The 20,774-nt window shown below is 72.8% G+C and carries 25 protein-coding genes; 12 read left to right on the top strand and 13 right to left on the bottom strand.

Annotation, left to right across the window (positions count from 1 at the left end; all coding sequences use genetic code 11):
- Positions 1-97 precede the first annotated feature (97 nt).
- Positions 98-1,552 carry a glycoside hydrolase family 3 N-terminal domain-containing protein gene (locus AB0J33_RS16415; protein WP_363614259.1) on the bottom strand — a complete coding sequence of 485 codons (1,455 nt, stop codon included), beginning with the start codon at positions 1,550-1,552 and terminating at the stop codon, positions 98-100.
- Positions 1,553-1,721: 169 nt separating this feature from the next.
- Here AB0J33_RS16415 and AB0J33_RS16410 point away from each other — a divergent pair, with 169 nt between their 5' ends.
- The gene (locus AB0J33_RS16410) at positions 1,722-2,897 is read left to right on the top strand and encodes an ROK family transcriptional regulator (RefSeq protein WP_363614257.1); all 1,176 of its coding nucleotides are present in this window, start codon (positions 1,722-1,724) and stop codon (positions 2,895-2,897) included.
- Positions 2,898-3,021: 124 nt separating this feature from the next.
- On the opposite strand, the gene AB0J33_RS16405 is transcribed toward AB0J33_RS16410, so the two are convergent.
- Entirely contained in the window at positions 3,022-4,035 is a 1,014-nt protein-coding gene (locus tag AB0J33_RS16405) for an ABC transporter permease subunit (RefSeq protein ID WP_363614255.1), read from the bottom strand.
- Positions 4,032-5,027, bottom strand: coding sequence for an ATP-binding cassette domain-containing protein (locus AB0J33_RS16400; protein WP_363614253.1), 996 nt, complete (start codon positions 5,025-5,027; stop codon positions 4,032-4,034). Before AB0J33_RS16400 ends, AB0J33_RS16405 begins: the two co-directional genes overlap by 4 nt.
- 131 nt (positions 5,028-5,158) lie before the next feature.
- On the opposite strand from AB0J33_RS16400, the gene AB0J33_RS16395 reads away from it, so the two are divergent.
- Positions 5,159-6,001 carry an ABC transporter ATP-binding protein gene (locus AB0J33_RS16395; protein WP_363614251.1) on the top strand — a complete coding sequence of 281 codons (843 nt, stop codon included), beginning with the start codon at positions 5,159-5,161 and terminating at the stop codon, positions 5,999-6,001.
- Positions 6,002-6,027: 26 nt separating this feature from the next.
- Positions 6,028-6,924, top strand: a complete 897-nt coding sequence (locus AB0J33_RS16390) for a ribokinase (RefSeq protein WP_363614249.1) — start codon at positions 6,028-6,030, stop codon at positions 6,922-6,924.
- 36 nt (positions 6,925-6,960) lie between these two features.
- On the opposite strand, the gene ftrA is transcribed toward AB0J33_RS16390, so the two are convergent.
- Positions 6,961-7,989 carry a transcriptional regulator FtrA gene (gene ftrA, locus AB0J33_RS16385; RefSeq protein WP_363614247.1) on the bottom strand — a complete coding sequence of 343 codons (1,029 nt, stop codon included), beginning with the start codon at positions 7,987-7,989 and terminating at the stop codon, positions 6,961-6,963.
- Between the two features lie 71 nt (positions 7,990-8,060).
- Here ftrA and AB0J33_RS16380 point away from each other — a divergent pair, with 71 nt between their 5' ends.
- A complete protein-coding gene (locus tag AB0J33_RS16380) occupies positions 8,061-8,519 on the top strand; it encodes a rhodanese-like domain-containing protein (RefSeq protein WP_363614245.1) in 459 nt (152 codons plus the stop codon).
- 21 nt (positions 8,520-8,540) lie between these two features.
- Here AB0J33_RS16380 and AB0J33_RS16375 read toward each other — a convergent pair whose 3' ends face one another.
- The 4 genes from AB0J33_RS16375 to AB0J33_RS16360 form a co-directional block, all read right to left on the bottom strand.
- Positions 8,541-9,122 (bottom strand): hypothetical protein, encoded by a 582-nt coding sequence (locus AB0J33_RS16375; protein ID WP_363614243.1) that lies wholly within the window; start codon positions 9,120-9,122, stop codon positions 8,541-8,543.
- A 4-nt stretch (positions 9,123-9,126) separates the two neighbouring features.
- Positions 9,127-9,555, bottom strand: coding sequence for a hypothetical protein (locus tag AB0J33_RS16370; protein ID WP_363614241.1), 429 nt, complete (start codon positions 9,553-9,555; stop codon positions 9,127-9,129).
- Positions 9,552-10,031: a DUF6232 family protein gene (locus tag AB0J33_RS16365; protein WP_363614239.1), complete on the bottom strand. Its 480-nt coding sequence runs from the start codon at positions 10,029-10,031 to the stop codon at positions 9,552-9,554. Before AB0J33_RS16365 ends, AB0J33_RS16370 begins: the two co-directional genes overlap by 4 nt.
- An 81-nt stretch (positions 10,032-10,112) precedes the next feature.
- The gene (locus AB0J33_RS16360) at positions 10,113-10,592 is read right to left on the bottom strand and encodes a DUF6232 family protein (protein WP_363614237.1); all 480 of its coding nucleotides are present in this window, start codon (positions 10,590-10,592) and stop codon (positions 10,113-10,115) included.
- A 98-nt stretch (positions 10,593-10,690) separates the two neighbouring features.
- Between AB0J33_RS16360 and AB0J33_RS16355 the strand changes: the two genes are divergently transcribed.
- Together AB0J33_RS16355 and AB0J33_RS16350 are read left to right on the top strand one after the other, a co-directional pair.
- A complete protein-coding gene (locus tag AB0J33_RS16355; RefSeq protein WP_363614235.1) occupies positions 10,691-11,464 on the top strand; it encodes an enoyl-CoA hydratase-related protein in 774 nt (257 codons plus the stop codon).
- A gap of 89 nt (positions 11,465-11,553) precedes the next feature.
- Positions 11,554-13,176, top strand: coding sequence for an acetolactate synthase (locus tag AB0J33_RS16350; RefSeq protein ID WP_363614233.1), 1,623 nt, complete (start codon positions 11,554-11,556; stop codon positions 13,174-13,176).
- A gap of 45 nt (positions 13,177-13,221) precedes the next feature.
- Here the strand turns inward: AB0J33_RS16350 and AB0J33_RS16345 are convergent, their stop codons facing one another.
- The 3 genes from AB0J33_RS16345 to AB0J33_RS16335 are packed head-to-tail and all read right to left on the bottom strand — an operon-like array spanning position 13,222 to position 14,360.
- Positions 13,222-13,638, bottom strand: coding sequence for a PLD nuclease N-terminal domain-containing protein (locus tag AB0J33_RS16345; protein ID WP_363614230.1), 417 nt, complete (start codon positions 13,636-13,638; stop codon positions 13,222-13,224).
- 27 nt (positions 13,639-13,665) lie between these two features.
- A complete protein-coding gene (locus AB0J33_RS16340) occupies positions 13,666-13,971 on the bottom strand; it encodes a DUF202 domain-containing protein (RefSeq protein WP_363614228.1) in 306 nt (101 codons plus the stop codon).
- Positions 13,968-14,360 (bottom strand): DUF202 domain-containing protein, encoded by a 393-nt coding sequence (locus tag AB0J33_RS16335; RefSeq protein ID WP_363614226.1) that lies wholly within the window; start codon positions 14,358-14,360, stop codon positions 13,968-13,970. Before AB0J33_RS16335 ends, AB0J33_RS16340 begins: the two co-directional genes overlap by 4 nt.
- 41 nt (positions 14,361-14,401) lie before the next feature.
- Here AB0J33_RS16335 and AB0J33_RS16330 point away from each other — a divergent pair, with 41 nt between their 5' ends.
- The 4 genes from AB0J33_RS16330 to AB0J33_RS16315 all read left to right on the top strand — a co-directional run bounded on the left by AB0J33_RS16330 (position 14,402) and on the right by AB0J33_RS16315 (position 17,550).
- Entirely contained in the window at positions 14,402-15,199 is a 798-nt protein-coding gene (locus AB0J33_RS16330; RefSeq protein WP_363614224.1) for a GNAT family N-acetyltransferase, read from the top strand.
- Entirely contained in the window at positions 15,196-15,609 is a 414-nt protein-coding gene (locus AB0J33_RS16325) for a hypothetical protein (protein WP_363614222.1), read from the top strand. The genes AB0J33_RS16330 and AB0J33_RS16325 overlap by 4 nt, the downstream gene beginning before the upstream one ends.
- Positions 15,610-15,796: 187 nt before the next feature.
- The gene (locus AB0J33_RS16320) at positions 15,797-16,576 is read left to right on the top strand and encodes an electron transfer flavoprotein subunit beta/FixA family protein (protein WP_363614220.1); all 780 of its coding nucleotides are present in this window, start codon (positions 15,797-15,799) and stop codon (positions 16,574-16,576) included.
- A gap of 14 nt (positions 16,577-16,590) precedes the next feature.
- On the top strand, positions 16,591-17,550 hold the full coding sequence (locus tag AB0J33_RS16315) for an electron transfer flavoprotein subunit alpha/FixB family protein (protein ID WP_363614218.1): 960 nt from the start codon (positions 16,591-16,593) through the stop codon (positions 17,548-17,550).
- 96 nt (positions 17,551-17,646) lie between these two features.
- On the opposite strand, the gene AB0J33_RS16310 is transcribed toward AB0J33_RS16315, so the two are convergent.
- Both AB0J33_RS16310 and AB0J33_RS16305 read right to left on the bottom strand, forming a co-directional pair.
- Positions 17,647-18,450, bottom strand: a complete 804-nt coding sequence (locus AB0J33_RS16310; protein WP_363614216.1) for an anti-sigma factor — start codon at positions 18,448-18,450, stop codon at positions 17,647-17,649.
- Positions 18,404-19,006 carry a sigma-70 family RNA polymerase sigma factor gene (locus tag AB0J33_RS16305; protein ID WP_363614214.1) on the bottom strand — a complete coding sequence of 201 codons (603 nt, stop codon included), beginning with the start codon at positions 19,004-19,006 and terminating at the stop codon, positions 18,404-18,406. The genes AB0J33_RS16310 and AB0J33_RS16305 overlap by 47 nt, the downstream gene beginning before the upstream one ends.
- Positions 19,007-19,235: 229 nt before the next feature.
- Here AB0J33_RS16305 and AB0J33_RS16300 point away from each other — a divergent pair, with 229 nt between their 5' ends.
- Together AB0J33_RS16300 and AB0J33_RS16295 are read left to right on the top strand one after the other, a co-directional pair.
- The gene (locus AB0J33_RS16300) at positions 19,236-20,066 is read left to right on the top strand and encodes a DUF4397 domain-containing protein (RefSeq protein WP_363614212.1); all 831 of its coding nucleotides are present in this window, start codon (positions 19,236-19,238) and stop codon (positions 20,064-20,066) included.
- Complete coding sequence (locus tag AB0J33_RS16295) at positions 20,063-20,716, top strand: class F sortase (protein ID WP_363614210.1); 654 nt, start codon at positions 20,063-20,065, stop codon at positions 20,714-20,716. Before AB0J33_RS16300 ends, AB0J33_RS16295 begins: the two co-directional genes overlap by 4 nt.
- Positions 20,717-20,774: the final 58 nt, after the last annotated feature.

The following is a 20,774-nucleotide window of genomic DNA, read 5'->3' as shown; positions in this document are numbered from 1 at the left end:
AAGGCTGAAGCTGTCGGTTCGGAGTGTCGAAAAGTGGACTTGACCTGCGGCTGGTCCGGTCAGCGCGCAGGGCATGCCCAGTGACGTAGCGTGCGGGTCAGCGGGCCAGGCCGAGTGCCTCGGCCGCCGCGCGGCCGTTGGCGTGGCTGGCGCCGTAGGTGGTGACGAAGGCGCGTACGCCCGCCGGCCGCCACTGTGCCGGCCAGCCCATCTCGACCACGGTCACCGGATGCTGGGCCGCCAGGTCGGCGATCAGCTCCGGACCGCCGGGCAGCCGGTGCAGGTGTCGCCCGACCAGCACGATGGGACGGTCGCCTGCCAGTCCGCGCAGCGTGGCCGGGTCGGTCTCGGTGGCGAGCACCCGGATCTCGGGCACCCCGTCCAGGTGTGGCCCGAGGCCCCACGGCACCCGCCCCTCGGCGATCGTCGACTCGGTGTGCAGCTGCACCACCAGTGGCTGGTCCAGGCCGGTGAGCAGACCGTCCACCCGGATCGCCCGACGCGCCGCCGCGTACCCCAGCTCGGTGTCCTCGATGGCGGGAGAGCGGCCGGCGGCCCGGGTCCAGGCGGCGAGGTCGGCGGCGCGGCCGGCCGCCTCCTCGACGCGCGCGGTGGCGAGCCGGCCGTCGGCGAGCGCGTCGACGACCTCGGCGGCCACCCGCTCGACCAGCTCGGCGTCGACCTTCGCGCCGATGCAGAGCAGGTCGGCGCCCGCGCTCAGGGCCCGCACCGCAGCCGGTCCGACACCGCCGGCGGCCACCGCGGCGCCCTTCATCTCCAGCGCGTCGGTGATGACGGTGCCGGTGAAGCCGTACTCGGTGCGCAGCAGATCAACCAGGACGGCTCGGCTGAAGGTGGCCGGATCGGCACCGGTGAGCGCCGGCACCCGGATGTGTGCGGTCATCACCGCGCGCGCCCCGGCGGCGACGACCGCCGCGAACGGCGGCAGGTCCCGCTGGCGGAGCAGGCTCGGCGCGGCGTCCACGGTGGGCAGTTCGTGGTGGGAGTCGGTGACGGTGGCGCCGTGCCCGGGGAAGTGCTTGGCGCAGGCCGCCACACCGGCGGCCTGCAACCCGGTCACGGCGGCGGCCGAGTGGGCGGCCACCCGGACCGGGTCGGCGCCGAAGGACCGGGTGCCGATCACCGGGTTGTCGTCGGCGGTGTTGACGTCCACCGTGGGGGCGAGGTTGACGGTGATGCCGAGCGCGGCCAGTTCGGCGCCGATCGACTGGTAGACCCGGCGGGTGAGGGCCACGTCGCCGATCGCGCCGAGAGCGGCGTTTCCCGGGTACGGGCTGCCGGTGGCGTGTGCCAGCCGGGTCACGTCGCCACCCTCCTCGTCGATGGCGATCAGCGCGTCCGACCGGCCGGCGCGAAGCGCTGCGGTGCTCGCCGCCACCTGGGCGGGGTCGTGCACGTTGGTGCCGAACAGGGTGTGCCCGGCAAGCCCGTCGGCCAGCAGATCGACCGCCCAGTCCGGCGGGACCGGCCCGGGGTACGCGGCGAGCAGCGTGCCCAGCGCCAGCCGGCGCAGTCCTGGATCCAACCCCACGTGATCTTCCCCCTTCGGTGCCCCGCGGGCGCGAAACGTCGTACCGGTGGTGGTGTCGGCCCTGCCGACTCGGCGGAGCGTCCCACTGTCCGGTGGCCGTTACGCTACGGCTACCCGTTCGCAGGTCGGTTTACAGTTAGCAAAGTTTACTAAAACTAGAGGACGTGTCATGAGTGCGACCCGGTTGCCCGGCACCCCCCGCCTGTTGCGGGCGCTCAACGACCGTGCCGCGCTGGAGCTGCTCCTCGAACGCGGCCCGCTGACCCGGGCTCGACTCGGCGAGTTGACCGGGCTGTCGAAGGTCACCGCCTCGCAACTGGTCGAACGGTTGGAGGAGCGCGGCCTCGTCGCGCGGGTCGGCGAGCAGGCCGGCGGGCGGGGGCCGAACGCCCAGCTCTACGCCGTCCGGCCGGGTAGCGCGCACGTGGTCGGCGTGGACGTCGGGCCGGACCGGGTGGTGGCCGCTTGCGCCGACATCACCGGCGCGGTCATCGGCCGGGTGGAGCAGTCGACCCGGGACACCGACGACCCGGTGGGCGTGGTGCACAACGCCGTCGTGCAGGCGGCGAGCAGCGCCCAGGCGCAGCTGAGCAGCGTACGACGGATCGTGCTCGGCACGCCGGGCCTGGTCGATCCCGGCACCGGCGACATCACGTTCGCCTTCAACCTCCCGCGCTGGCACAGCGGCCTGCTCGCCGCGCTGCGCGACGACCTGCACACGCCGGTGGTCTTCGAGAACGACGTCAACCTGGCCGCGGTGGCCGAGGCGCAGTCCGGCGCCGCCCAGGGGTTGGGCGACTTCGTGCTGGTCTGGGTGGGCGCCGGTGTCGGCCTGGCGATCATGCTGGGCGGACGGTTGCACCACGGCAGCAGCGGCGCGGCCGGCGAGATCGGCTACCTGCCGGTGCCCGGCGCGCCCATTCCGCGCGACGTCTCCCGGCGCGCCAAGCCGGCGTTCCAGCAACTGGTCGGTGCGGACTCGGTGCGCGCGGTGGCCCGCGAGCACGGCTACCCGGACGCCGACGCCGCCGAGGCGGTTCGCGCGGCCGTCGCGGCCGGTGCCGACGGGGGCCCGATGCTCGACGAACTGGCCCGCCGCCTCGCGCTCGGCGTGGCCAGCACCTGCGTGGTGCTGGACCCACCGCTGGTCGTGCTCGCCGGCGAGGTGGGCCAGGCCGGTGGCGCCGCGCTCGCCGACCGGGTGCAGCACGAGGTGGCGGCGATCACGCTGGTCCAGCCCCGGGTGGTGCCGACCGGGCTGACCGAGGAGCCGATCCTGCACGGCGCGCTGCGCACCGCCCTGGACGCCGTACGCGACGAGGTGTTCGGCTCCACCGTCGGCTGAACCCGGCGCGGTGGTCATGTGAAGAAATATTTCACCGTGCGCCCGCAGGTTGCAAGCTCTTGCCGCCCGCCGGTCGGGCCCGTCCGTCGGGTCGCCCGAGTGGGGCGACCCGACGCACCGGGACTCAGATCAGGTCGCGGCGACGGAACACGGCGAACGCCGCAGCGGTCAGCCCGCCGGTGAGCCCGAGCAGCACCAGCAGCGCCGGCCCCCAGGTCAGGCTGTAGAAGCCCTCGCAGTAGCCGTCCGCCGAGTTGCCGAGACAGAGCTGCGGGTCGAAGAACTTCGTCTCACCGCTGAGCCACGCCGCGATGTGGCTGGAGAGCATCAGCTGGTCCGGCCGGCGGGCGTCGACGATCTCCAGCACGAGACGGCCGCCCAACTCCCACACCACCGCGTACGCGGCCACCGCCCCCAGCGCCGCCGACGTGTGCCGACCCAGCGTGGCGATCGCGAAGCCCGACGCGGAGGCCAGCAGCACCAGCACCAGGCCACGGCCGTGCACCGCGCCGAGAGACCGCCAGAAGTCGCCGTCCAGGTGACCCGCCAACCCGGCGGTCTGCCCGATCACCCAGAACGTGGCGAGGTAGAACGCCGACGCCAGCAGGGCCAGGACCAGGACCGTGCCGAGCAGGGTGCCCAACTTGGTCGCGAGCACCGTCAACCGGCGCGGTCGCCAGAGCAGCAGGTTCACCACGCCGCCGGAGTTCAGGTCCGCGCCTATGTAGGAGGCGCCGACCAGGAACCCGAAGAGCACCAGGAACGCGATGAGGAAGTAGAGCAGCGGCTCCGCCTGCTCGGCGAAACTGAACACACCCGGCAGATAGTCGGCGGCGATCGGCAACCGGTCCTGCCGGATCGGGTCGATCTCCGAGCAGTCGGCGGGGAAGTAGCCGCTCGGCTCGGACGGGAGCGTGCCCTCCTGGCGGGCCAGGCACTCCTGGTGCCTGGCCTCCATGCTCTCGCGCGCCTCGACGGCCTGCTCCCGCGCCGAGATCAGCTCACTGGCGCTCGGCTTGTGCGAGCCGGCCAACGTGGTCGCCGCCGTCACGGCGAACGCCAACACCAACAGGACGACCATGAGCTGCACGAAGCGACGCGCCGACAGCCGCTCCATCTCCGCACGCACCAGGCTCACGCGTCCACTCCCCGGTCGAGATCGATCACAGCTTCACCCTGCGGCCCCGACGGGTCGACCTGCCGGGGCACCGACGGATGCTCATAGCCGCCGGTCAACTCCAGGAAGACGCTCTCCAGATCGGGCCGGAGCGGCGTCAGCTCACCCACCCACAGCCCCTGCTCGCCGAGCACCCGACTGACCACCGTCGCGTCGCTCACCCCGCTCACCACCAGCGTCTCGCCATCCACGACCGCCGTCAGCTCGGCCGCGTGCAGCAGCTCCACGGCGCGTTCCGGCTCGGCCACCCGGACCAGGAACTCATGCCGGTCGTGGCCCGCCAGCACCTCGTCCACCCGACCGGCCGCGACCCGCCGCCCCCGGGAGATGATCGTGACGTGGTCGCAGATCAGCTGAATCTCGGCCAGGATGTGACTGGACACCAGCACGGTCACCCCGTTGGCCGCCAGCGACCGCATCAGGTCCCGCATCTCCCGGATGCCCGCCGGGTCCAGCCCGTTCGCCGGCTCGTCCAGGATGAGCAGACGCGGGTCCTTCAGCAACGCGGACGCCACCGCGAGACGCTGCTTCATGCCCAGCGAGTAACCCTTTACCCGCTCGTCGCCCCGATCGCGCAGGCCCACCAGATCCAGCGCCTCGTCCACCCGCGAGACCGGCACCCCACCGGCGCGGGCCAGCAACCGCAACGTGCGGTAACCGGTGAAGTTGCCGAAGAACTGCGGGCTCTCCACGATGGCGCCGACCTGGCCCGCCACCCGGGGCAGCAACTCCGGCGACGGTTCGCCGAGCACGGTCATCCGCCCGCTGTCGGCGCGTACCAGCCCGAGCAGTGCCCGCAGCGTGGTGGTCTTGCCGGAGCCGTTGGGACCCAGGAAGCCGTGGACCTGGCCCGCCTCGACCAGCAGGTCGAACCCGTCCACCGCCACCCGTCGGCCGTTGCGCAGGCTGTGGAAGGTCTTGCGCAGACCCTCGATCTCAATGACCGCGCTCATCCGCGCGGCTCCGTACGTCGACGGGGCATCGGCCGTCCTCCCGGCTTGGTGATCAACGACACGGCGCTTCACCCTATGGCTGAGGTGCCGCCCATGGGGGGCACCTCGTCGCTGCGTGGTTGGATGGTGCGGTGACTGGTGACCTGATCCCCGGCGCTGCCGGCGCCGCGCCTGCCGCCGCTTTCGTGGACCCGGATCTGGTGGTCAGCCTCGACGGCGTCGGCGTACGCCGCTCTGGCACCGCCCTCCTACAGGACCTGACCTGGCGCGTCGAACTCGACGAGCGGTGGGTCGTGCTCGGCTCCAACGGCGCGGGCAAGACCACACTGCTCAACCTCGCCGCCGGTCGGCTGCACCCCACCACGGGTGTCGCGCACGTGCTCGGCGAGCGGATCGGCCGCACCGACGTCAACGAGCTGCGTACCCGGATCGGGCTCACCACCGCCGCGATCGCCGAGCGACTGCCCGCCGACGAGCGGGTCAGCGACGTGGTGGTGACCGCCGCGTGGTCGGTGGTCGGCCGCTGGCGGGAGAACTACGACCGCGGCGACGAGGCACGGGCGCGGGCGCTGCTCAGTCAACTCGGCGTGGGTGGCCTCGCCGAACGCCGCTACGGCACCCTCTCCGAGGGTGAACGCAAGCGGGTGCAGATCGCCCGTGCCCTGATGACCGACCCGGAGTTGCTGCTGCTCGACGAGCCCGCCGCCGGGCTCGACCTGGGTGGCCGCGAAGACCTCGTCGCCCGACTGGCCGAGCTGGCGTACGACCCGGACGCCCCGGCGATGGTGTTGGTGACCCACCACGTGGAGGAGATCCCGCCCGGGTTCACCCACGCGCTGCTGCTGCGCGAGGGCGGGGTGGTCGCCCAGGGCCTGCTCGCCGACACGCTGACCGGTGACAACCTCTCCAAGACCTTCGGGCTGCCGCTGGTGGTCGAGCGGTCGGGCGACCGCTTCACGGCCCGCGCCGCCTGAGCGCGGCGGACAGGGCGGAGACGACCGTGCCGCAGACCCGGGTTGCCGTGGTGGGCAGCGCCAACATGGACCTGGTCGCGATGGCGCCCGCGCTGCCGAGACCGGGCGAGACCATGCTCGGCACCGACTTCGTGATGGTGCCCGGCGGTAAGGGCGCCAACCAGGCCGTGGCCGCCGTACGGGCCGGCGCGTCCTGCACGTTCCTCGGCGCGATCGGCTCGGACGGCTTCGGCGTCACCCTCAAGGCCCGCATCACCGCGGCCGGTGTGGACACCAGCCAGCTGCGCGTGGTCTACGGCACCTCCGGGGTGGCGTTGGTGATGGTCAACGCCCAGGGGGAGAACGCCATCGTGGTCACCCCCGGCGCGAACGACGCGCTGGTCGGTCTCACCGAGCAGGAGTTGGCCACGGTGCGTGCGGCGGATGTGCTGGTCGCCCAACTGGAGGTCCCGGTGCCGACCGTGACCGCCGCCGCGGTGGCCGCCCGCGACGCCGGCACCAGGGTCATCCTGAACGCCGCCCCGGCGCGGGACCTCCCGCCCGAGCTGCTCGCCGCCGTGGACCTGCTGGTGGTCAACGAGGGCGAGGCGCAGGCGCTCGCCGGTCGAGGTCGGGAGGAGCCCCGCGCGTTGCTCGACCTGACGCCCCGGGCCGTGCTCACGCTCGGTGGCGCGGGCGCGTGGTACGTCGACCGGGACGGCGCGGAGGTGCACGTGCCGGCGGTACCTGTCGACGTGGTCGACTCCACCGCCGCCGGTGACGCCTTCACGGCCGCGCTGGCCGTCGGGTGGGGCGAGGGGCGCGACCTGGTCGACGCCGTGCGCTGGGCGGCGGCGGCCGGCGCCGCCTGCGTCCGCAAACTCGGCGCGTCGGTGGCGCTACCGCAACGCGCCGAGATCGACGAGCTGTACGTGCCGGCCTGACCGCTCCGGCCTCACGCCGGCCTGACCGCACCGGCCTCACGCCGGCCTGACCGCTCCGGTGCGGAAGGCCCGACGGTACGCCGACGGCGAGGTCAGCATGGACCGGCCGAAGTGGTGGCGATAGGTGACCGGGGTGTCGAAGCCCACCGCACGGGCGACGTGCTCGACCGCGAGGTCCGTCTCCTCCAACAGGGTGAGGCTGGCGCGGATTCGCTGATCGATCAGCCAGCGGATCGGGCTGGTCCCGGTGGCTCGGGCGAAGTGCCGCAGGTAGGTGCGGGACGACATGTGCGCCCGTCCGGCGAGCTGGGCCACGGTCAGCGGCTCGGCGAGATGCGCCAACGCCCAGTCGATGCTGCCCGCGATGCGGCCGTCGTCGGGGTCGGCGGGCACCGGCGCCTCCACGAACTGGGCCTGCCCGCCGTCGCGGTGCGGTGGGATCACCAGCCGTCGGGCGACCGCGTTGGCGATGGCCGCGCCATGGTCGCGTCGGATCACGTGCAGGCAGAGGTCCAGCCCGGCCGCGCTGCCGGCACTGGTCAGCAGGTCGCCGTCGTCGAGGTAGAGCACGTCCGGGTCCACCTCGACCCGGGGGTAACGCCGCGCCAGCAGCTCCGCGTACCGCCAGTGGGTCGTGGCCCGTCGGCCGTCCAAAAGCCCGGCGCCCGCCAGCGCGAACGCGCCCGAGCAGATCGACATGATTCGGGCGCCCCGGCGGTGCGCCTGCCGCAGCGCGGTGACCAGCTCGGGGGAGGGGTCGGCGGTGACGTCCGGTACGCCCGGCACGATCACCGTCCGCGCCGCCGCCAGCTCCGCCAGCCCGTACGGGGTGTGCAGGCTGGCCCCGCCGACCACCGGAACCGGCCCGGGTCGCTCGGCGCAGACCACCAGGTCGTACCAGTCGACGTCGAACTCGGGCCGGGGCAGGCCGAACACCTCGGTGACGATGCCCGTCTCGAACACCGACATCCCGCGGTACGCGAGCACAGCGACGCGGTGTCCGGCGGCCGACCGCCGGGCGGTGGGCGCGGGGACCGGCCGGACGGTCTGGGCGCGGGGCGGCATGGCGGGATGTTAGCGCAGCACGTCTCTCCCGCCACTCGCCCTGAACGGGAGGCGGCCGCCAGGATCGGCGTATGACCTTCACCTTCGCTGTCCCGGCGGCCGCCCCGGCCACCGCCGCCGCCCACTTCCTCGCCCGGCTCAGTGTCGAGACCGACGTCAGCGACGTGCACGCCGACCTGTCCGCCGGTACTTCAGGGCTGGTGGTCGTCGACTCCCGGGGGGAGGCGGCCTGGGCGCAGGGGCACCTTCCCGGCGCGGTGCACCTGCCCACCGCCGAGATCGCCACCCGGGCGGCCGGCCTGGTCCCGGCCGGCTCGGCGGTGGTCACCTACTGCTGGGGTCCGGGTTGTAACGGCGCGACCCGGGCGGCGTTGGAGTTCGCCCGTCTCGGTCATCCGGTCAAGGAGATGCTCGGCGGGTTCGAGTACTGGGTGCGGGAGGGGTTGCCGGTGCGGACGGCGGCCGGGCTGACCCGGCGGCCGGTCGACGACCTGACCGCGCCCCGGTCGACGATCACCTGCGACTGCTGAGGCGCACCGGTCGGCGGCGGCTCAGAGGGCCGGGTCGTCGACCAGCTTCTCGCCGCGTCGGCGCAGCATGCCCAGGCCCGGAATGCCGGCCACGGCCAGTTTGAGGTCCCGGGTGACGTCGAGCAGGTCGTGCAGGTCGGGCCCGACCCGGTCGAGGGTGGCCAGAATCGGCAGGATGTCCGCCGTCAGGTGCTCCTTGAGCTTGGGCAGCTCGTCGATCAGGTGGATCGCGGCGGTGATCTCCTCGTGGCTGAGCTGCTCGACGAACCGCTCGGTCATCGGTGCGGCCCGGCGCAGCGCCGGCTCGTACGCGGTCAGCAGCTCGGCCGCCGTGGTGGCGGCCTCCGCCGCGGTGCCCACGGTGACGGCGGCCCGGTCGGCCACCGCGTCAGCCTTCGCGACCACCTGGTCGGTCCGGTCCAGGGTCGTCTCGATCCGGTCGACCACGCCGTTGATCCGGGCCAGCAACGCCTCCACCCCGTCCAGCAGCGCGAACGCGCGGGCGGGCACGGCAGCCATCGAGGCGGCCGAGCCGAGCGCCTGGTCGAGAGCGGTGCGGGTCAGGCCGACCACGGCGGCCGGGGTGGGGAGGGGAATCGCCATGGGGTCAAGTGTGCGTCGGCCGCGCCGCCACCGCTCGTCCGCCGCCGTCGGCGGGGGCCTGACGGCCGGCGCGGGCGACCCGCAGCGCCCACCAGATCAACGGCACCTGCATCGGCACCCGGCCGTAGGCGATGGCCCGTTTGGTCGGACGCCGGTGCCGCCAGTCCGCCGCCATCTTCACGTTCGCCGGCAACACGGCGACGAACAGGCCGGCTGCGGCCCGACCGCCGGCCCGTCGGGTGGCCGGGTGCGCCACCGCCGCCGCCACGGCCAGCTCGGCGATGCCGCTGGCGTACGTCCAGAACCGGGCCGGGCCGGGCAACGCGCGCGGCACGATCGGGTCGTAGAAGCCGGGGCGTACCAGGTGGGTGACGCCGGCCGCGGCGAGCAGCCCGGCCAGCGCGACGGCCTCGCCGCGGCGGGTGGTCGTCAATGGTCCCCCTGCTGTTCGACGGCACGCTGCACGGCCCGGTAGATCTGCCCGAACCGTAGCGCGTCCGGGGTGCGCACCAGCAGGTCCTCCCGGCCGTGGTGCTGCACCCAGAGCTCGTGCACGTGGCTGCCGCGCTCGTAGGAGCGGTCCAGCCAGCCGAGGGGGATCTCCAAGAACGGTGTCAGCGCCAACGCCCCCGCCGCGCAGGCGGCGAGGATGATCAGCGCGAGCTGCCAGTTGCCCCGGTCCTGTGCCGACCACGCCAGTGACAGCACGCAGACCACGGCGACCAGCGGCGGCAGCGAGAGCAGCAGCACCAGGACGCCGCGACCCAGCACACGGCCACGTACGGCAAGGGTTTTCTGCCCCCGGGCGTGCCAGACGAACGTCACGTCGGACAGGGCGATCACGTGACCGCCCGCCCGGATCGACTCGGAGGTCACCTGCACCGCGTCGTCCCGGTAATAGAGGGTCATCACTAAGCCTAACCACCGGCGGGCAACCCGCGCCCGGCTCGGCCCGCGTCGATAGGTGCGCGACGGGGGTCGGGTGCGGGGTCAGCGACGCGTGACGGGGCGGGCCGGTTGGCTGTGCTCGACCGCGCGCTGCACCGCCCGGTAGATCTGCCCGAAGCGCAGCGCGTCGGCGGTGCGCAGCAGGCGCACCGGATGACCGCGCCACCGGGCCCAGATCTCCAGTTGCCGGCTGCCCCGGGCGTAGGAGCGGTCCAGGTGTTCGAAGAGGAAGTCGGCGACCGGCCCGACGGCCAACCCGACCAGCACCGACGCGCCGACGATGGCGATCGTCACGGTGGGTGAGCGGTGCAGCCACACGGCCAGGCCGATGCCGAGCACCGCCGCGACCAGTGGACCGGCGAGCGCGGCGCCGATCGCGCCCCGCCCCACCAGCACCCGCCAGGAACGGGTGCCCCGGCGGTGCCAGATCATGGTGATGTCGGCGAGCGCGTAGCTGCGACCGTCGACGTGGACGGTGGTGGAGGTGACCTGCACCGATCTGTCGTCGTAATACGTGATCATGGCTGGACTCCCGCTCCCGGGGCTGACACCACACTACTTACCCAAACGAGCCGGGTCGTAAGGTTGGCACGCGACTTCGACGAGGAAGTGAGGGCAGCGTGGGCGAGTTCGTGCGGCTGGAGACCAGGGACGGCATCGGCACCATCCGCTTGGAGCGGCCGCCGATGAACGCGCTCAACACTCAGGTGCAGGAGGAGTTGCGGGCCGCCGCCACGGCGGCCACCGACGACCCCGAGGTCCGCGCCGTCATCGTGTACGGCGGGGAGAAGGTCTTCGCCGCCGGCGCGGACATCAAGCAGATGGCCGAGATGTCCTACGTGGACATGGCCGACCGGGCGGCGAACCTGTCCAGCGCGCTCGGCGCGATCGCCCGGATCCCCAAGCCGGTGGTCGCCGCGATCACCGGCTACGCCCTCGGCGGTGGCTGCGAGCTGGCGTTGGCCTGTGACTGGCGGGTCGTCGCCGAGGACGCGAAGCTCGGCCAGCCGGAGATCAAGCTCGGCATCATCCCGGGTGCGGGCGGCACCCAGCGGCTGGCCCGTCTGGTCGGCCCGGCCCGCGCCAAGGATCTGATCATGTCGGGGCGGATGGTGGACGCGCAGGAGGCGCTGCGGATCGGCCTGGCCGACCGGGTCGCCCCGGCCGCCGAGGTGTACGACACGGCCGTCGCGCTGATCACTCCGTACCTCACCGGGCCGGTGCAGGCGCTGCGCGCGGCGAAGCTGGCGGTCGACGGTGGCCTGGACATGGACCTGAACTCGGGCCTGGCCTGGGAGAGTCAGCTCTTCGCCGCGCTGTTCGCCACCGACGACCGGCGGGAGGGCATGGCCGCCTTCGTGGAGAAGCGCAAGCCGGGCTTCACCGGCCGCTGAGCGGTGGCGTCCGCTGGCCGGGACCACCATCGGACCGGCAAGTGACTGGCCGGTAACCTGTGATCCCGGCCACGGACGATGGGAGCGACATGACGGAGCGGATCGAGGGGCACGGCGGCGAGTTGGCGCTCGCGGCCCTACGCGCGCACGGCGTACGGGAGATGTTCACGCTGTCCGGCGGGCACGTCTTCCCGCTCTACGACGCCGCGTACAAGACCGACTTCCCGATCTACGACGTCCGGCACGAGCAGTCCGCGGTCTTCGCCGCCGAGGCGGTGGCGAAGCTCCAGCGCCGCCCCGGCCTCGCCGTGCTCACCGCCGGGCCCGGTGTCACCAATGGCATCTCCGGCATGACCAGCGCGTTCTTCAACGCCTCTCCGGTGCTGGTGCTCGGCGGACGCGCGCCCGCGTTCCGCTGGGGCTCCGGCAGCCTCCAGGAGATGGACCACCTGCCGCTGGTCGCCCCGGTCACCAAGCACGCCGAGACGGTGTTCAGCACCGACGACATCCCGCGTGCGGTGGGTGCCGCGCTCAACGCGGCGCTCACCCCGCACCGCGGCCCGGCCTTCCTCGACTTTCCGCTGGAGACGGTCTTCTCGGTCGCCGAGGCCGAGCTGCCCGCCGTGACCGGCGTCGACCCGGTCGCACCGGACCCGGAGGAGGTCGGCCGCGCCGCGCTGCTCATCGCCGGGGCGCAGCGGCCGGTCATCATCGCCGGTTCCGACGTGTACGCGGGCGACGCGGTCGCCGCCCTGCGCGAGGCCGCCGAGGCGTTGCAGGTGCCGGTCTTCACCAACGGCATGGGCCGCGGCTCGCTCCCGCCGGAGCACCCACTGGCGTTCGCGAAGGCCCGCCGGGCCGCGCTCTCCGGCGCCGACGTGGTCGTGGTGGTGGGCACTCCGCTGGACTTCCGGCTCAGCTTCGGCGACTTCGGTGACGCCAAGGTGGTGCACATCGTCGACGCGCCCAGCCAACGGGCGACGCACGTGCAGCCGGCCGCCGCCCCCGCCGGCGACCTGCGCCTGATCCTCTCCGCGCTGGCCGACCACTCCGGCGACCGGGCCGACCACGCCGACTGGATCGCCGACCTGCGCGTCGCCGAGGACGCGGCGAAGGCTCGGGACGCCGCGGAGATGGCCGCCGAGACCGACCCGATCCGCCCGGCCCGGATCTACGGCGAGCTGCGCCGGGCGCTGGCCCCGGACGCGATCACCATCGGCGACGGCGGTGACTTCGTGTCGTACGCCGGGCGGTACCTGGAGCCGGCCCAGCCCGGCACCTGGCTGGACCCGGGCCCGTACGGCTGCCTCGGCACCGGCATGGGTTACGCGATGGGCGCCCGGGTCAGTCACCCGGACCGGCAGATCTGCGTGCTGATGGGTGACGGCGCGGCCGGCTTCTCGCTGATGGACGTCGAGTCGCTGGTCCGGCAGAAGCTGCCGGTGGTGATCGTCGTCGGCAACAACGGCATCTGGGGGCTGGAGAAGCACCCGATGCGGGCGATGTACGGCTACGACGTGGCCGCCGACCTGCAACCGGAGCTGCGGTACGACACCGTGGTCAGCGCGCTCGGCGGGGCGGGGGAGACGGTCGCCAAGGCGGCCGATCTGGGCCCGGCGCTCCAGCGGGCCTTCGACTCCGGAGTGCCGTACCTGGTGAACGTGCTCACCGACCCGACCGACGCGTACCCCCGGTCGTCGAACCTGGCCTGAGTCGCACCCGCCGCCGCCGTCGCCCCCGCGTCGGCGGCGGCGCGGTCACACCTCCGGCCGGTCACCCTCCCGCGGCGGATCACCGTCGCGGCGGCGGAGGTCGTCCTCGCGTCGACGCAGGTCTTCCTCCCAGCGGCGGAAGAGTTCCTCGTCCTGCTGCTGGGCGCGCTCCTGCACGGAGCGCAGGAACTCCGGGTCGTCGTCGGGGGCGACCGGTCGGGGGCGCTGCCGCTCGCCGGTGCCGGTGCCGCCCGGCCAGCCCTTGCGGGCGCCGGGGCTGGGCTCCCGACCGACGACGAACCAGGCGATCGAGCCGACCAGCGGGAAGAACAGGATGATCAGCACCCAGGCGATCCGGGGGAGGGCGCGGATCTGGCCCTCCTCGGCGGAGAGGCAGCTGATCAGGGCGCAGACGGCGAGGACGATCTGCGCCAGAAAGAGGAGGACGTACAGCCGGGCCATCCACCCATCATGGCGCACGGACGCGCGTCACCACAGTCCGCGCAGCACCAGCAGCACGCCCAGTGACGCGAGCGCCACGGTGCCCACCGTGACCAGGGGGAGTGTCCGCCCGCCGGTGCGGGCCGGCCCGGTGCCGGTGCCGCGGGGCCAACAGAGCACCAGCAGAGCGCCCCACACCAGCACCGTGACACCGGCGATCATTGCTCCGGTCGGGTCGCCCGTCGCCGCCAACCGGACCGCGAGCGCGGTCACCACGGTCACCGCGAGCAGGGTGCGCCGCCAGGCCAGCCGGGTCCGTTCCGGTTGCAACCCGGGGTCGCGTCCGGTGCTCACCGCCCGCCGACCGCCCGCAGCAGGACGGCGACCACCAGCAGCAGCGCCCCGACGCCGACGGCGAGAGCCAGGATGGCGGGAAACCGGGACGCGGGCAGCTCCTCACCGAGCCGGATGGCCCGCTCGGTACGCGCCCAGTGGTCCACCGCGCGAATCGCGACCGCCGCGCCGAGCAGCAGCAACGCCACCGCGATCACCTCCCGCAGGTGACTCATCGGCAGGGGTGGCAGGAACTGCGCGGCGGCCAACCCGCCGCCGACCAGCGCCAAGCCGGTGCGCAGCCACGCCAGGAAAGTCCGTTCGTTGGCCAGGGAGAAGCGGTAGTCCGGTGGCTCACCGACCGAGCCAAGCTCCGCCGGGTCGAACCACCGCCTGATCGCCTCCCACACATGGTCGATTATCCGCTTCCCCTCCCGCTTAGCCTGGGCCGGTGACCGATCTAGACGTACACACGCTGCGGACCGCCTACGACAACCAACTCCGCCCGGAGATTCCCGACCCGGTTCCGGCCGGGGTGACGGTGGAGCGGGACGGGCCGCTGGTCCGGATCCTCGGGCTCGACGCCGGTGGCTTCCTCACCTACCGCGACCTGGGCGGGTTGACCGGCGACGCGCTGGACGAGCTGATCTCCCGGCAGGTGCGGCTGTTCCGCGAACGCGGCCAGTCGGTCGAGTGGAAGCTCAACGAACACGACGAACCGGCGGACCTGGGGGACCGGCTGCGCGCCGCCGGCTTCGTGCCGGAGGACCGGGAGACCGTCGTGGTCGGTCCGGTCGCGCCGCTGGCCGCCGCGCTGCCGGTCGCCCCCGAGGGGGTACGCCTGCGTGAGGTGAGCGCCCGGGAGGACCTGGAACGGATCGCCGCCATGGAGGAGGAGGTCTGGCAGGAGGACCGTTCGCACCTGGTGTGGGGTCTGGCCAAGGAGATCGACGCCGACCCGCACTCGATCACGGTGGTGGTGGCCGAGGCGGACGGGACGGTGGTGAGCGCCGGCTGGGTGCGGTTCCCGGCGAACACCGGCTTCGCCACCCTCTGGGGTGGGTCCACCCTGCCGCAGTGGCGTCGCAAGGGCATCTACCGGGCGCTGGTCACCTACCGGGCCCGGCTGGCCGACCAGCGGGGCCGGACGCTGTTGCAGGTCGACGCCTCCGACGACAGCCGGCCGATCCTGGAGCGACTCGGCCTCGTCCCGATCACCACCACGACCCCGTACGTCTACACTCCGTGATCATGGAACAGCGGTTGACGGACGAGGAGCGGCTGACCCTGAAGACCGGCGCCTTCGGCGCCGTCTTCCTGGTCTCCAACGCCGACCCGGGAGTTCTGGGCGTGATCCGGGAGAGCGTCGCCGCGTCCGGCGCGCTGGCCGACGCCAGCGGCACGGTGAAGGAGGCGCTCACCACCGGCCCGCTGCCGCGGCTTCCGCGGGACTCGCAGCTGGAGATCGAGTCGGTGGTGCTGCCGGCGCTGGGGCGGGCGGTGCGGATCCTGCGCGAGAAGTCCCCGCAGGACGTGGAGGCGTACCGCTCGTTGGTGTTGGCGGCGGCGGACCAGGTGGCCCGGGCGCACGACGGGGTGGCGCCCGCCGAGGCGGCGGCCATCGACCAGATCCGGGTCGCGCTGGCCGAGCCGGCCTGACCGGCAGCGCGTCGGTGAGTTGTGTCACTCTGAGTGCTGCGGGAGCGCAACCTACTGGCAGGTAACATTGCGCCGTGGGCAACTGCACAGCAGCCCGCGGTTGACCTGGCGTCGACCGACGCGCGACGCTGCGCCCCAGACCGGGCGAGCGAATCGCAACACCACACAGGAGGGTCGTCGAAGCGCGATGAACATCGTCGTACTCGTCAAGCAGGTGCCCGATTCGGGCGCGGACCGCAACCTGCGCAATGACGACAACACCGTCGACCGCGGTTCCGCGAACAACGTGATCAATGAGATGGACGAGTACGCCATCGAGGAGGCCCTGAAGATCAAGGAGGCGCACGGCGGCGAGGTCACCATCCTGACCATGGGTCCGGACCGGGCGACCGAGTCGATCCGCAAGGCGCTCTCCATGGGCCCGGACAAGGCCGTGCACGTGCTGGACGACGCCCTGCACGGCTCCTGCGCCGTGGCCACCTCGAAGGTGCTCGCCGCCGCGCTCGGTCAACTGAACGCCGACCTGGTCATCTGCGGCGCCGAGTCCACCGACGGCCGGGTCCAGGTCATGCCGCACATGATCGCCGAGCGGCTGGGCGTCGCGGCGCTCACCGGCGCCCGCAAGCTCACCGTCGACGGCGCCACGTTGACCGTCGAGCGGCAGACCGAGGAGGGCTACGAGGTCGTCACCGCCTCCACCCCGGCCGTGGTCTCCGTCTGGGACACCATCAACGAGCCGCGCTACCCCTCCTTCAAGGGCATCATGGCCGCCAAGAAGAAGCCGGTGCAGACGTTCTCCCTGGCCGACCTCGGGGTCGCGCCCGCCGAGGTGGGCTTCGACGGTGCCACCAGCGCCGTCGTGGAGCACACCAAGCGCCCGCCGCGCTCCGGCGGCGCCAAGATCACTGACGAGGGCGAGGGCGGCGTCAAGCTGGTCGAGTTCCTCGCCACCGAGAAGTTCGTGTGAGAGGGGGATCTGACATGTCTGAGGTTCTCGTCGTCGTCGAAGCCACCAAGGAATTCGGCGTCAAGAAGGTCACCCTGGAGATGCTCACCCTCGCGCGTGAGCTGGGCACCCCCAGCGCGGTGGTGCTCGGCGGCGCCGGCGCCGCCGAAGCGCTCAGCGGCAAACTGGGCGAGTACGGCGCGGAGAAGATCTACGCCGCCGAGGGTGACGAGATCGACGGCTACCTGGTGGCCCCCAAGGCGACCGTGCTGGCCGAGTTGGTCAAGCGGGTGCAGCCGGCCGCCGTGCTGCTGGCGTCGGCCCAGGAGGGCAAGGAGATCGCCGCCCGGCTCGCCGTCAAGCTCGACAACGGCATCCTGACCGACGTGGTCGGCCTGGACGCCGACGGCACCGCGACGCAGGTCGCCTTCGCCGGCTCCACCATCGTCAAGTCCAAGGTCACCAAGGGCCTGCCGCTGGTCACCGTCCGGCCCAACTCGGTCACCCCCGCCCCGGCGGCGGCCACCCCGACGATCGAGCAGCTCAGCGTGTCGGTCACCGACGCCGACAAGCTGGCCAAGGTCGTCGAGCGGGTCGCCGAGCAGAAGGGCTCCCGCCCCGAGTTGACCGAGGCCGGCGTGGTCGTCTCCGGCGGCCGGGGCGTCGGCAACGCCGACAACTTCAAGCTGGTCGAGGAACTGGCCGACCTGCTCGGCGGCGCCGTCGGCGCGTCCCGGGCGGCCGTCGACTCCGGCTTCTACCCGCACCAGTTCCAGGTGGGCCAGACCGGCAAGACGGTCTCCCCGCAGCTCTACGTCGCACTCGGCATCTCCGGCGCGATCCAGCACCGGGCCGGCATGCAGACCTCGAAGACCATCGTCGCGGTCAACAAGGACGGCGAGGCGCCGATCTTCGAGCTGGCCGACTTCGGTGTGGTGGGCGACCTGTTCAAGATCGTCCCGCAGGCCGCCGAGGAGATCCGTAAGCGCAAGTGACCCTGTGACGACAGCAGTGGCCGCCCGTGGGAACGGGCGGCCACTGCCGTTGTCGGGAGCTGATCGGCGGGCCGGGGAGCTGAGCCGGCCCGCCGATCAGCCCGTCAGGGTGCCCCTCAACAGGCTGTCGCCGGAGTGGCGGGTGTTGTTGTCGTACTGCTCGGCGGAGACGTCGACCACCGAGTAGCTGCGCAGGTCGACATTCGGGGGCAGCGGAAGCAGGGCATCCGAACCGCCGCCCAGGGTGCCGATCGAGAACATCTCCATCGTCGTCGGGTTGATGAGCCAGACCTCGTAATACCCCGGGACGCGCGGGAGATTCGCCACATGCAGATGTAGTTGGCCGTCCTGGAGAACCCGGGCGTCTCCGGTGGCCGCCGGCGGCGTCGACCCGTACGCCGCCAGCGGCGCGCTCGCCACCACCGCCGGCGTCGGGGCGGGCGTCGGATCGTCCGATCGGAGCACGGAGGCGGTGCCCACCACCCCGACCGCCGCGGCGGCGGCAGCGGTCACCGCGGTGGCCGCCCACCGGGACCAACCGCGCCCCCGGCGGGACCGGCGGGCCGGGTCCAGTCGGGTCACGGTCGGCTCGACCGCCACAACCGGGGCCTGATCGAGCGTCCTGGTGCCGGCCTGCGCGGGCACCCGACGGGTCTCGGTCGACGCCGGCCCGGCCTCGGCGGCCCTGACCTGGGCTTCGATTCCCTGCCAGAGGTGCTCGGGAAGGTCGGGCAGGTCAGCGAGGCCCTGCGTCTCGGTGCCCAGCCCCGCCACCCGCTCAAGGGTCGCCAGCTCGGTACGGCAGTGCGCGCAGGTGCCGAGGTGGGTGCTCTCCCCGCTGTCCGCCTCGCTCTCACCGAGCGCCAGAAATACCAGCCGGTCGTGGTCCAGGTGCTGCACCGTCCACCTCCCATCTGCGTTTCAAACTCGCCATGCCGCGTCGGATGTGACTCTTCACGGTGCCCAACGGCACGCCGGTCACCGTGGCTATCTGCTGGTGTGTCAGGTCGTCGTAGAAGGCCAACTCCAGCATCCGTCGCTGGTCGTCCGGAAGGCGGGCCAGCTCGTCGGCGATCACCAACCGGTCCACCACGCGGTCCGGGTCCTGCTCGACCTGCGCCGGCTCGGGCAGCTGTCGGACCGTCTCCACCACCCGGGTCTCCCGGGCCGAGGCGCGCATCCGGTCGATCACCTTGCGCCGGCCGATGCCGAGCAGCCAGCCGATCAGCGACCCCTTGGCCGGGTCGAACGTGTCGCGACCCAGCCAGGCGGCGACGAAGGTCGCCTGGGTGACGTCCTCGGCGTCGCTGCGATTGGCCAGCATGGACGTGGCGAGGTGGAGCACGGCACGACCGTAACGGTCGTAAGCCTCGCGGAGCGCCACGTCGTCGCCGGCGCGGAACCGGCGGTCGAGGTCGTCCACCGGAGGGTCCGGTTCCTGTCGTAGCGCCGTCATCGGGCGGCTCGCCTTCGATGGGGCATGCCCGACTGTAGCTGCCACAGTCTCCGCCCCACTTCCCCGGTCGATGTCATCTCACCAGCTCTTCGTCGCCGGGGCCCGCTGCGGATGCGGAGTGGGCCGGAAAAGAAAAGTGCCTCCGGTGCGCATCCACCCGTCCGAGAGCCGGCGTAACCCGTTCTGCAAGCCAGCCTGACGAATCAACACCAAACACCAGGAGGCAGACATGCAGCTCTCGTACCTCCGTCGGGTCGCCGCGGGCGGCGCGGTCGCCGCACTGGCCTTCGCCGGCGTCGGCGCGTTCACCGCCAGCCCCGCGTACGCCGCCACCTCGAAGGTCTCCGTCGTGCACGGCATCCCGGACACCCCGGTCGACGTCTACGTCAACGGCAAGAAGACGCTCGACAACTTCAAGCCCGGCGACGTCGCCGGCCCACTCAACCTGGCCGAGGGCGACTACGACATCGCGCTCACCAAGCCGGGCGAGCCGATCGGCAGCGCGATCCTCAAGGTCGACAACGCGGCGGTGCCGGGCGGGGCGAACATCAGCATCGCCGCGCACCTCGACGCCGCCGGCAAGCCGAAGATCACTCCGTTCGTGAACGACGTCTCGAAGGTCGACGCCGGCAAGGCCCGGCTGATCGTCCGGCACACCGCCGCCGCACCGGCGGTCGACGTGCGCGCCGGTGGTACCCCGGTCTTCGAGGACCTCACCAACCCGAACGAGGCGAAGGGCGACGTCGACGCGGGAACCGTGAAGGCGGACGTGGTGCTCGCCGGCACCGACACCGTGGCCGTCGGCCCGGCGGACCTCAACCTGAAGGAGGGCACCGCCACGATCGTGTACGCGATCGGCTCCGCCGAGGGCAAGACCCTGGACGTGGTGGCCCAGACCATCACCGGCCTGCACTCGGCGCCGGGCGGTGTGCCCAGCGGCGACGGTGGCCAGGCCGGCACGGGCGTACACACCTGGTGGTACGTGCTCACCGGCGCCGGCGTACTCCTGCTGCTGGGTGGTGGGGTGCGGATGGCGACCGCGCGGACCGGCCGCAGGTGACGGTGCGCAACCGCGGCGCGCTGGCGGCCCTGGCCGCCGGCGTTGCCGCGCTCACCGCCGCCGCCCTGGTGGCGTGCGCCAACCAGCCGGCCGGAACCGTGGGCGCCGCGGAGGCGAGCACGCTGGCCAGCCCCGCACCAACCGCCGCCAGCGCCCCGTCGGTGCCGGTGACCGCCGGCGAACTGCCCGCCGACACCCAGACCATCCCGCCGGTACGGCTGCTGATTCCGAAGATCGACGTCACCGCCACCGTCAACGCGGTCGGCATCAACGAGCGGACGAACGAGTTCGAGGTGCCGCCGAGCGTCGACCAGATCGGCTGGTACCGCTACGGGCCCGGCCTGGAGGCGGACACCGGCTCGGTGGTCGTCGCCGGTCACGTGGACAGCGCCAAACAGGGCAAGGGGGCGTTCTTCCGGCTGCGTGAGCTGGGTCAGGGCGACACGCTGACCGCGACCGGCAGCGACGGCGAGGTGCGGCGCTACCGGGTGGTCGCCCGGGAGGAGTACGCCAAGACCACGATCCCGCTGGACCGGTACTTCGCCCGCGACGGCAAGCCGCGACTGACCCTGATCACCTGCGGTGGGCCGTTCGACGCCCGGGCGCGCAAGTACCGCGACAACATCGTCGTCACCGCGGTGCCCGCCTGAACCGGGCCGGGGGTGGGACCCTCACCCCCGGCCCGATGCGCGCGGTCCCCTCCGGCAT

Origin of the sequence: Micromonospora sp. NPDC049645 (genome assembly GCF_040675155.1) — a bacterium.
Classification (GTDB): domain Bacteria; phylum Actinomycetota; class Actinomycetes; order Mycobacteriales; family Micromonosporaceae; genus Micromonospora.
The sequence above is the reverse complement of the archived record's forward strand: the minus strand, read 5'-3'. Positions and strand labels throughout refer to the sequence as shown.

Bases quoted from the DNA above. Each gene is read 5' to 3' on its own strand.
- AB0J33_RS16410 (WP_363614257.1), top strand. From the start codon at position 1,722: ATGAGTGCGACCCGGTTGCCCGGCACCCCCCGCCTGTTGCGGGCGCTC.
- AB0J33_RS16400 (WP_363614253.1), bottom strand. From the start codon at position 5,027: ATGAGCGCGGTCATTGAGATCGAGGGTCTGCGCAAGACCTTCCACAGC.
- ftrA (WP_363614247.1), bottom strand. From the start codon at position 7,989: ATGCCGCCCCGCGCCCAGACCGTCCGGCCGGTCCCCGCGCCCACCGCC.
- AB0J33_RS16380 (WP_363614245.1), top strand. From the start codon at position 8,061: ATGACCTTCACCTTCGCTGTCCCGGCGGCCGCCCCGGCCACCGCCGCC.
- AB0J33_RS16375 (WP_363614243.1), bottom strand. From the start codon at position 9,122: ATGGCGATTCCCCTCCCCACCCCGGCCGCCGTGGTCGGCCTGACCCGC.
- AB0J33_RS16365 (WP_363614239.1), bottom strand. From the start codon at position 10,031: ATGACCCTCTATTACCGGGACGACGCGGTGCAGGTGACCTCCGAGTCG.
- AB0J33_RS16360 (WP_363614237.1), bottom strand. From the start codon at position 10,592: ATGATCACGTATTACGACGACAGATCGGTGCAGGTCACCTCCACCACC.
- AB0J33_RS16350 (WP_363614233.1), top strand. From the start codon at position 11,554: ATGACGGAGCGGATCGAGGGGCACGGCGGCGAGTTGGCGCTCGCGGCC.
- AB0J33_RS16345 (WP_363614230.1), bottom strand. From the start codon at position 13,638: ATGGCCCGGCTGTACGTCCTCCTCTTTCTGGCGCAGATCGTCCTCGCC.
- AB0J33_RS16320 (WP_363614220.1), top strand. From the start codon at position 15,797: ATGAACATCGTCGTACTCGTCAAGCAGGTGCCCGATTCGGGCGCGGAC.
- AB0J33_RS16315 (WP_363614218.1), top strand. From the start codon at position 16,591: ATGTCTGAGGTTCTCGTCGTCGTCGAAGCCACCAAGGAATTCGGCGTC.
- AB0J33_RS16305 (WP_363614214.1), bottom strand. From the start codon at position 19,006: ATGACGGCGCTACGACAGGAACCGGACCCTCCGGTGGACGACCTCGAC.
- AB0J33_RS16300 (WP_363614212.1), top strand. From the start codon at position 19,236: ATGCAGCTCTCGTACCTCCGTCGGGTCGCCGCGGGCGGCGCGGTCGCC.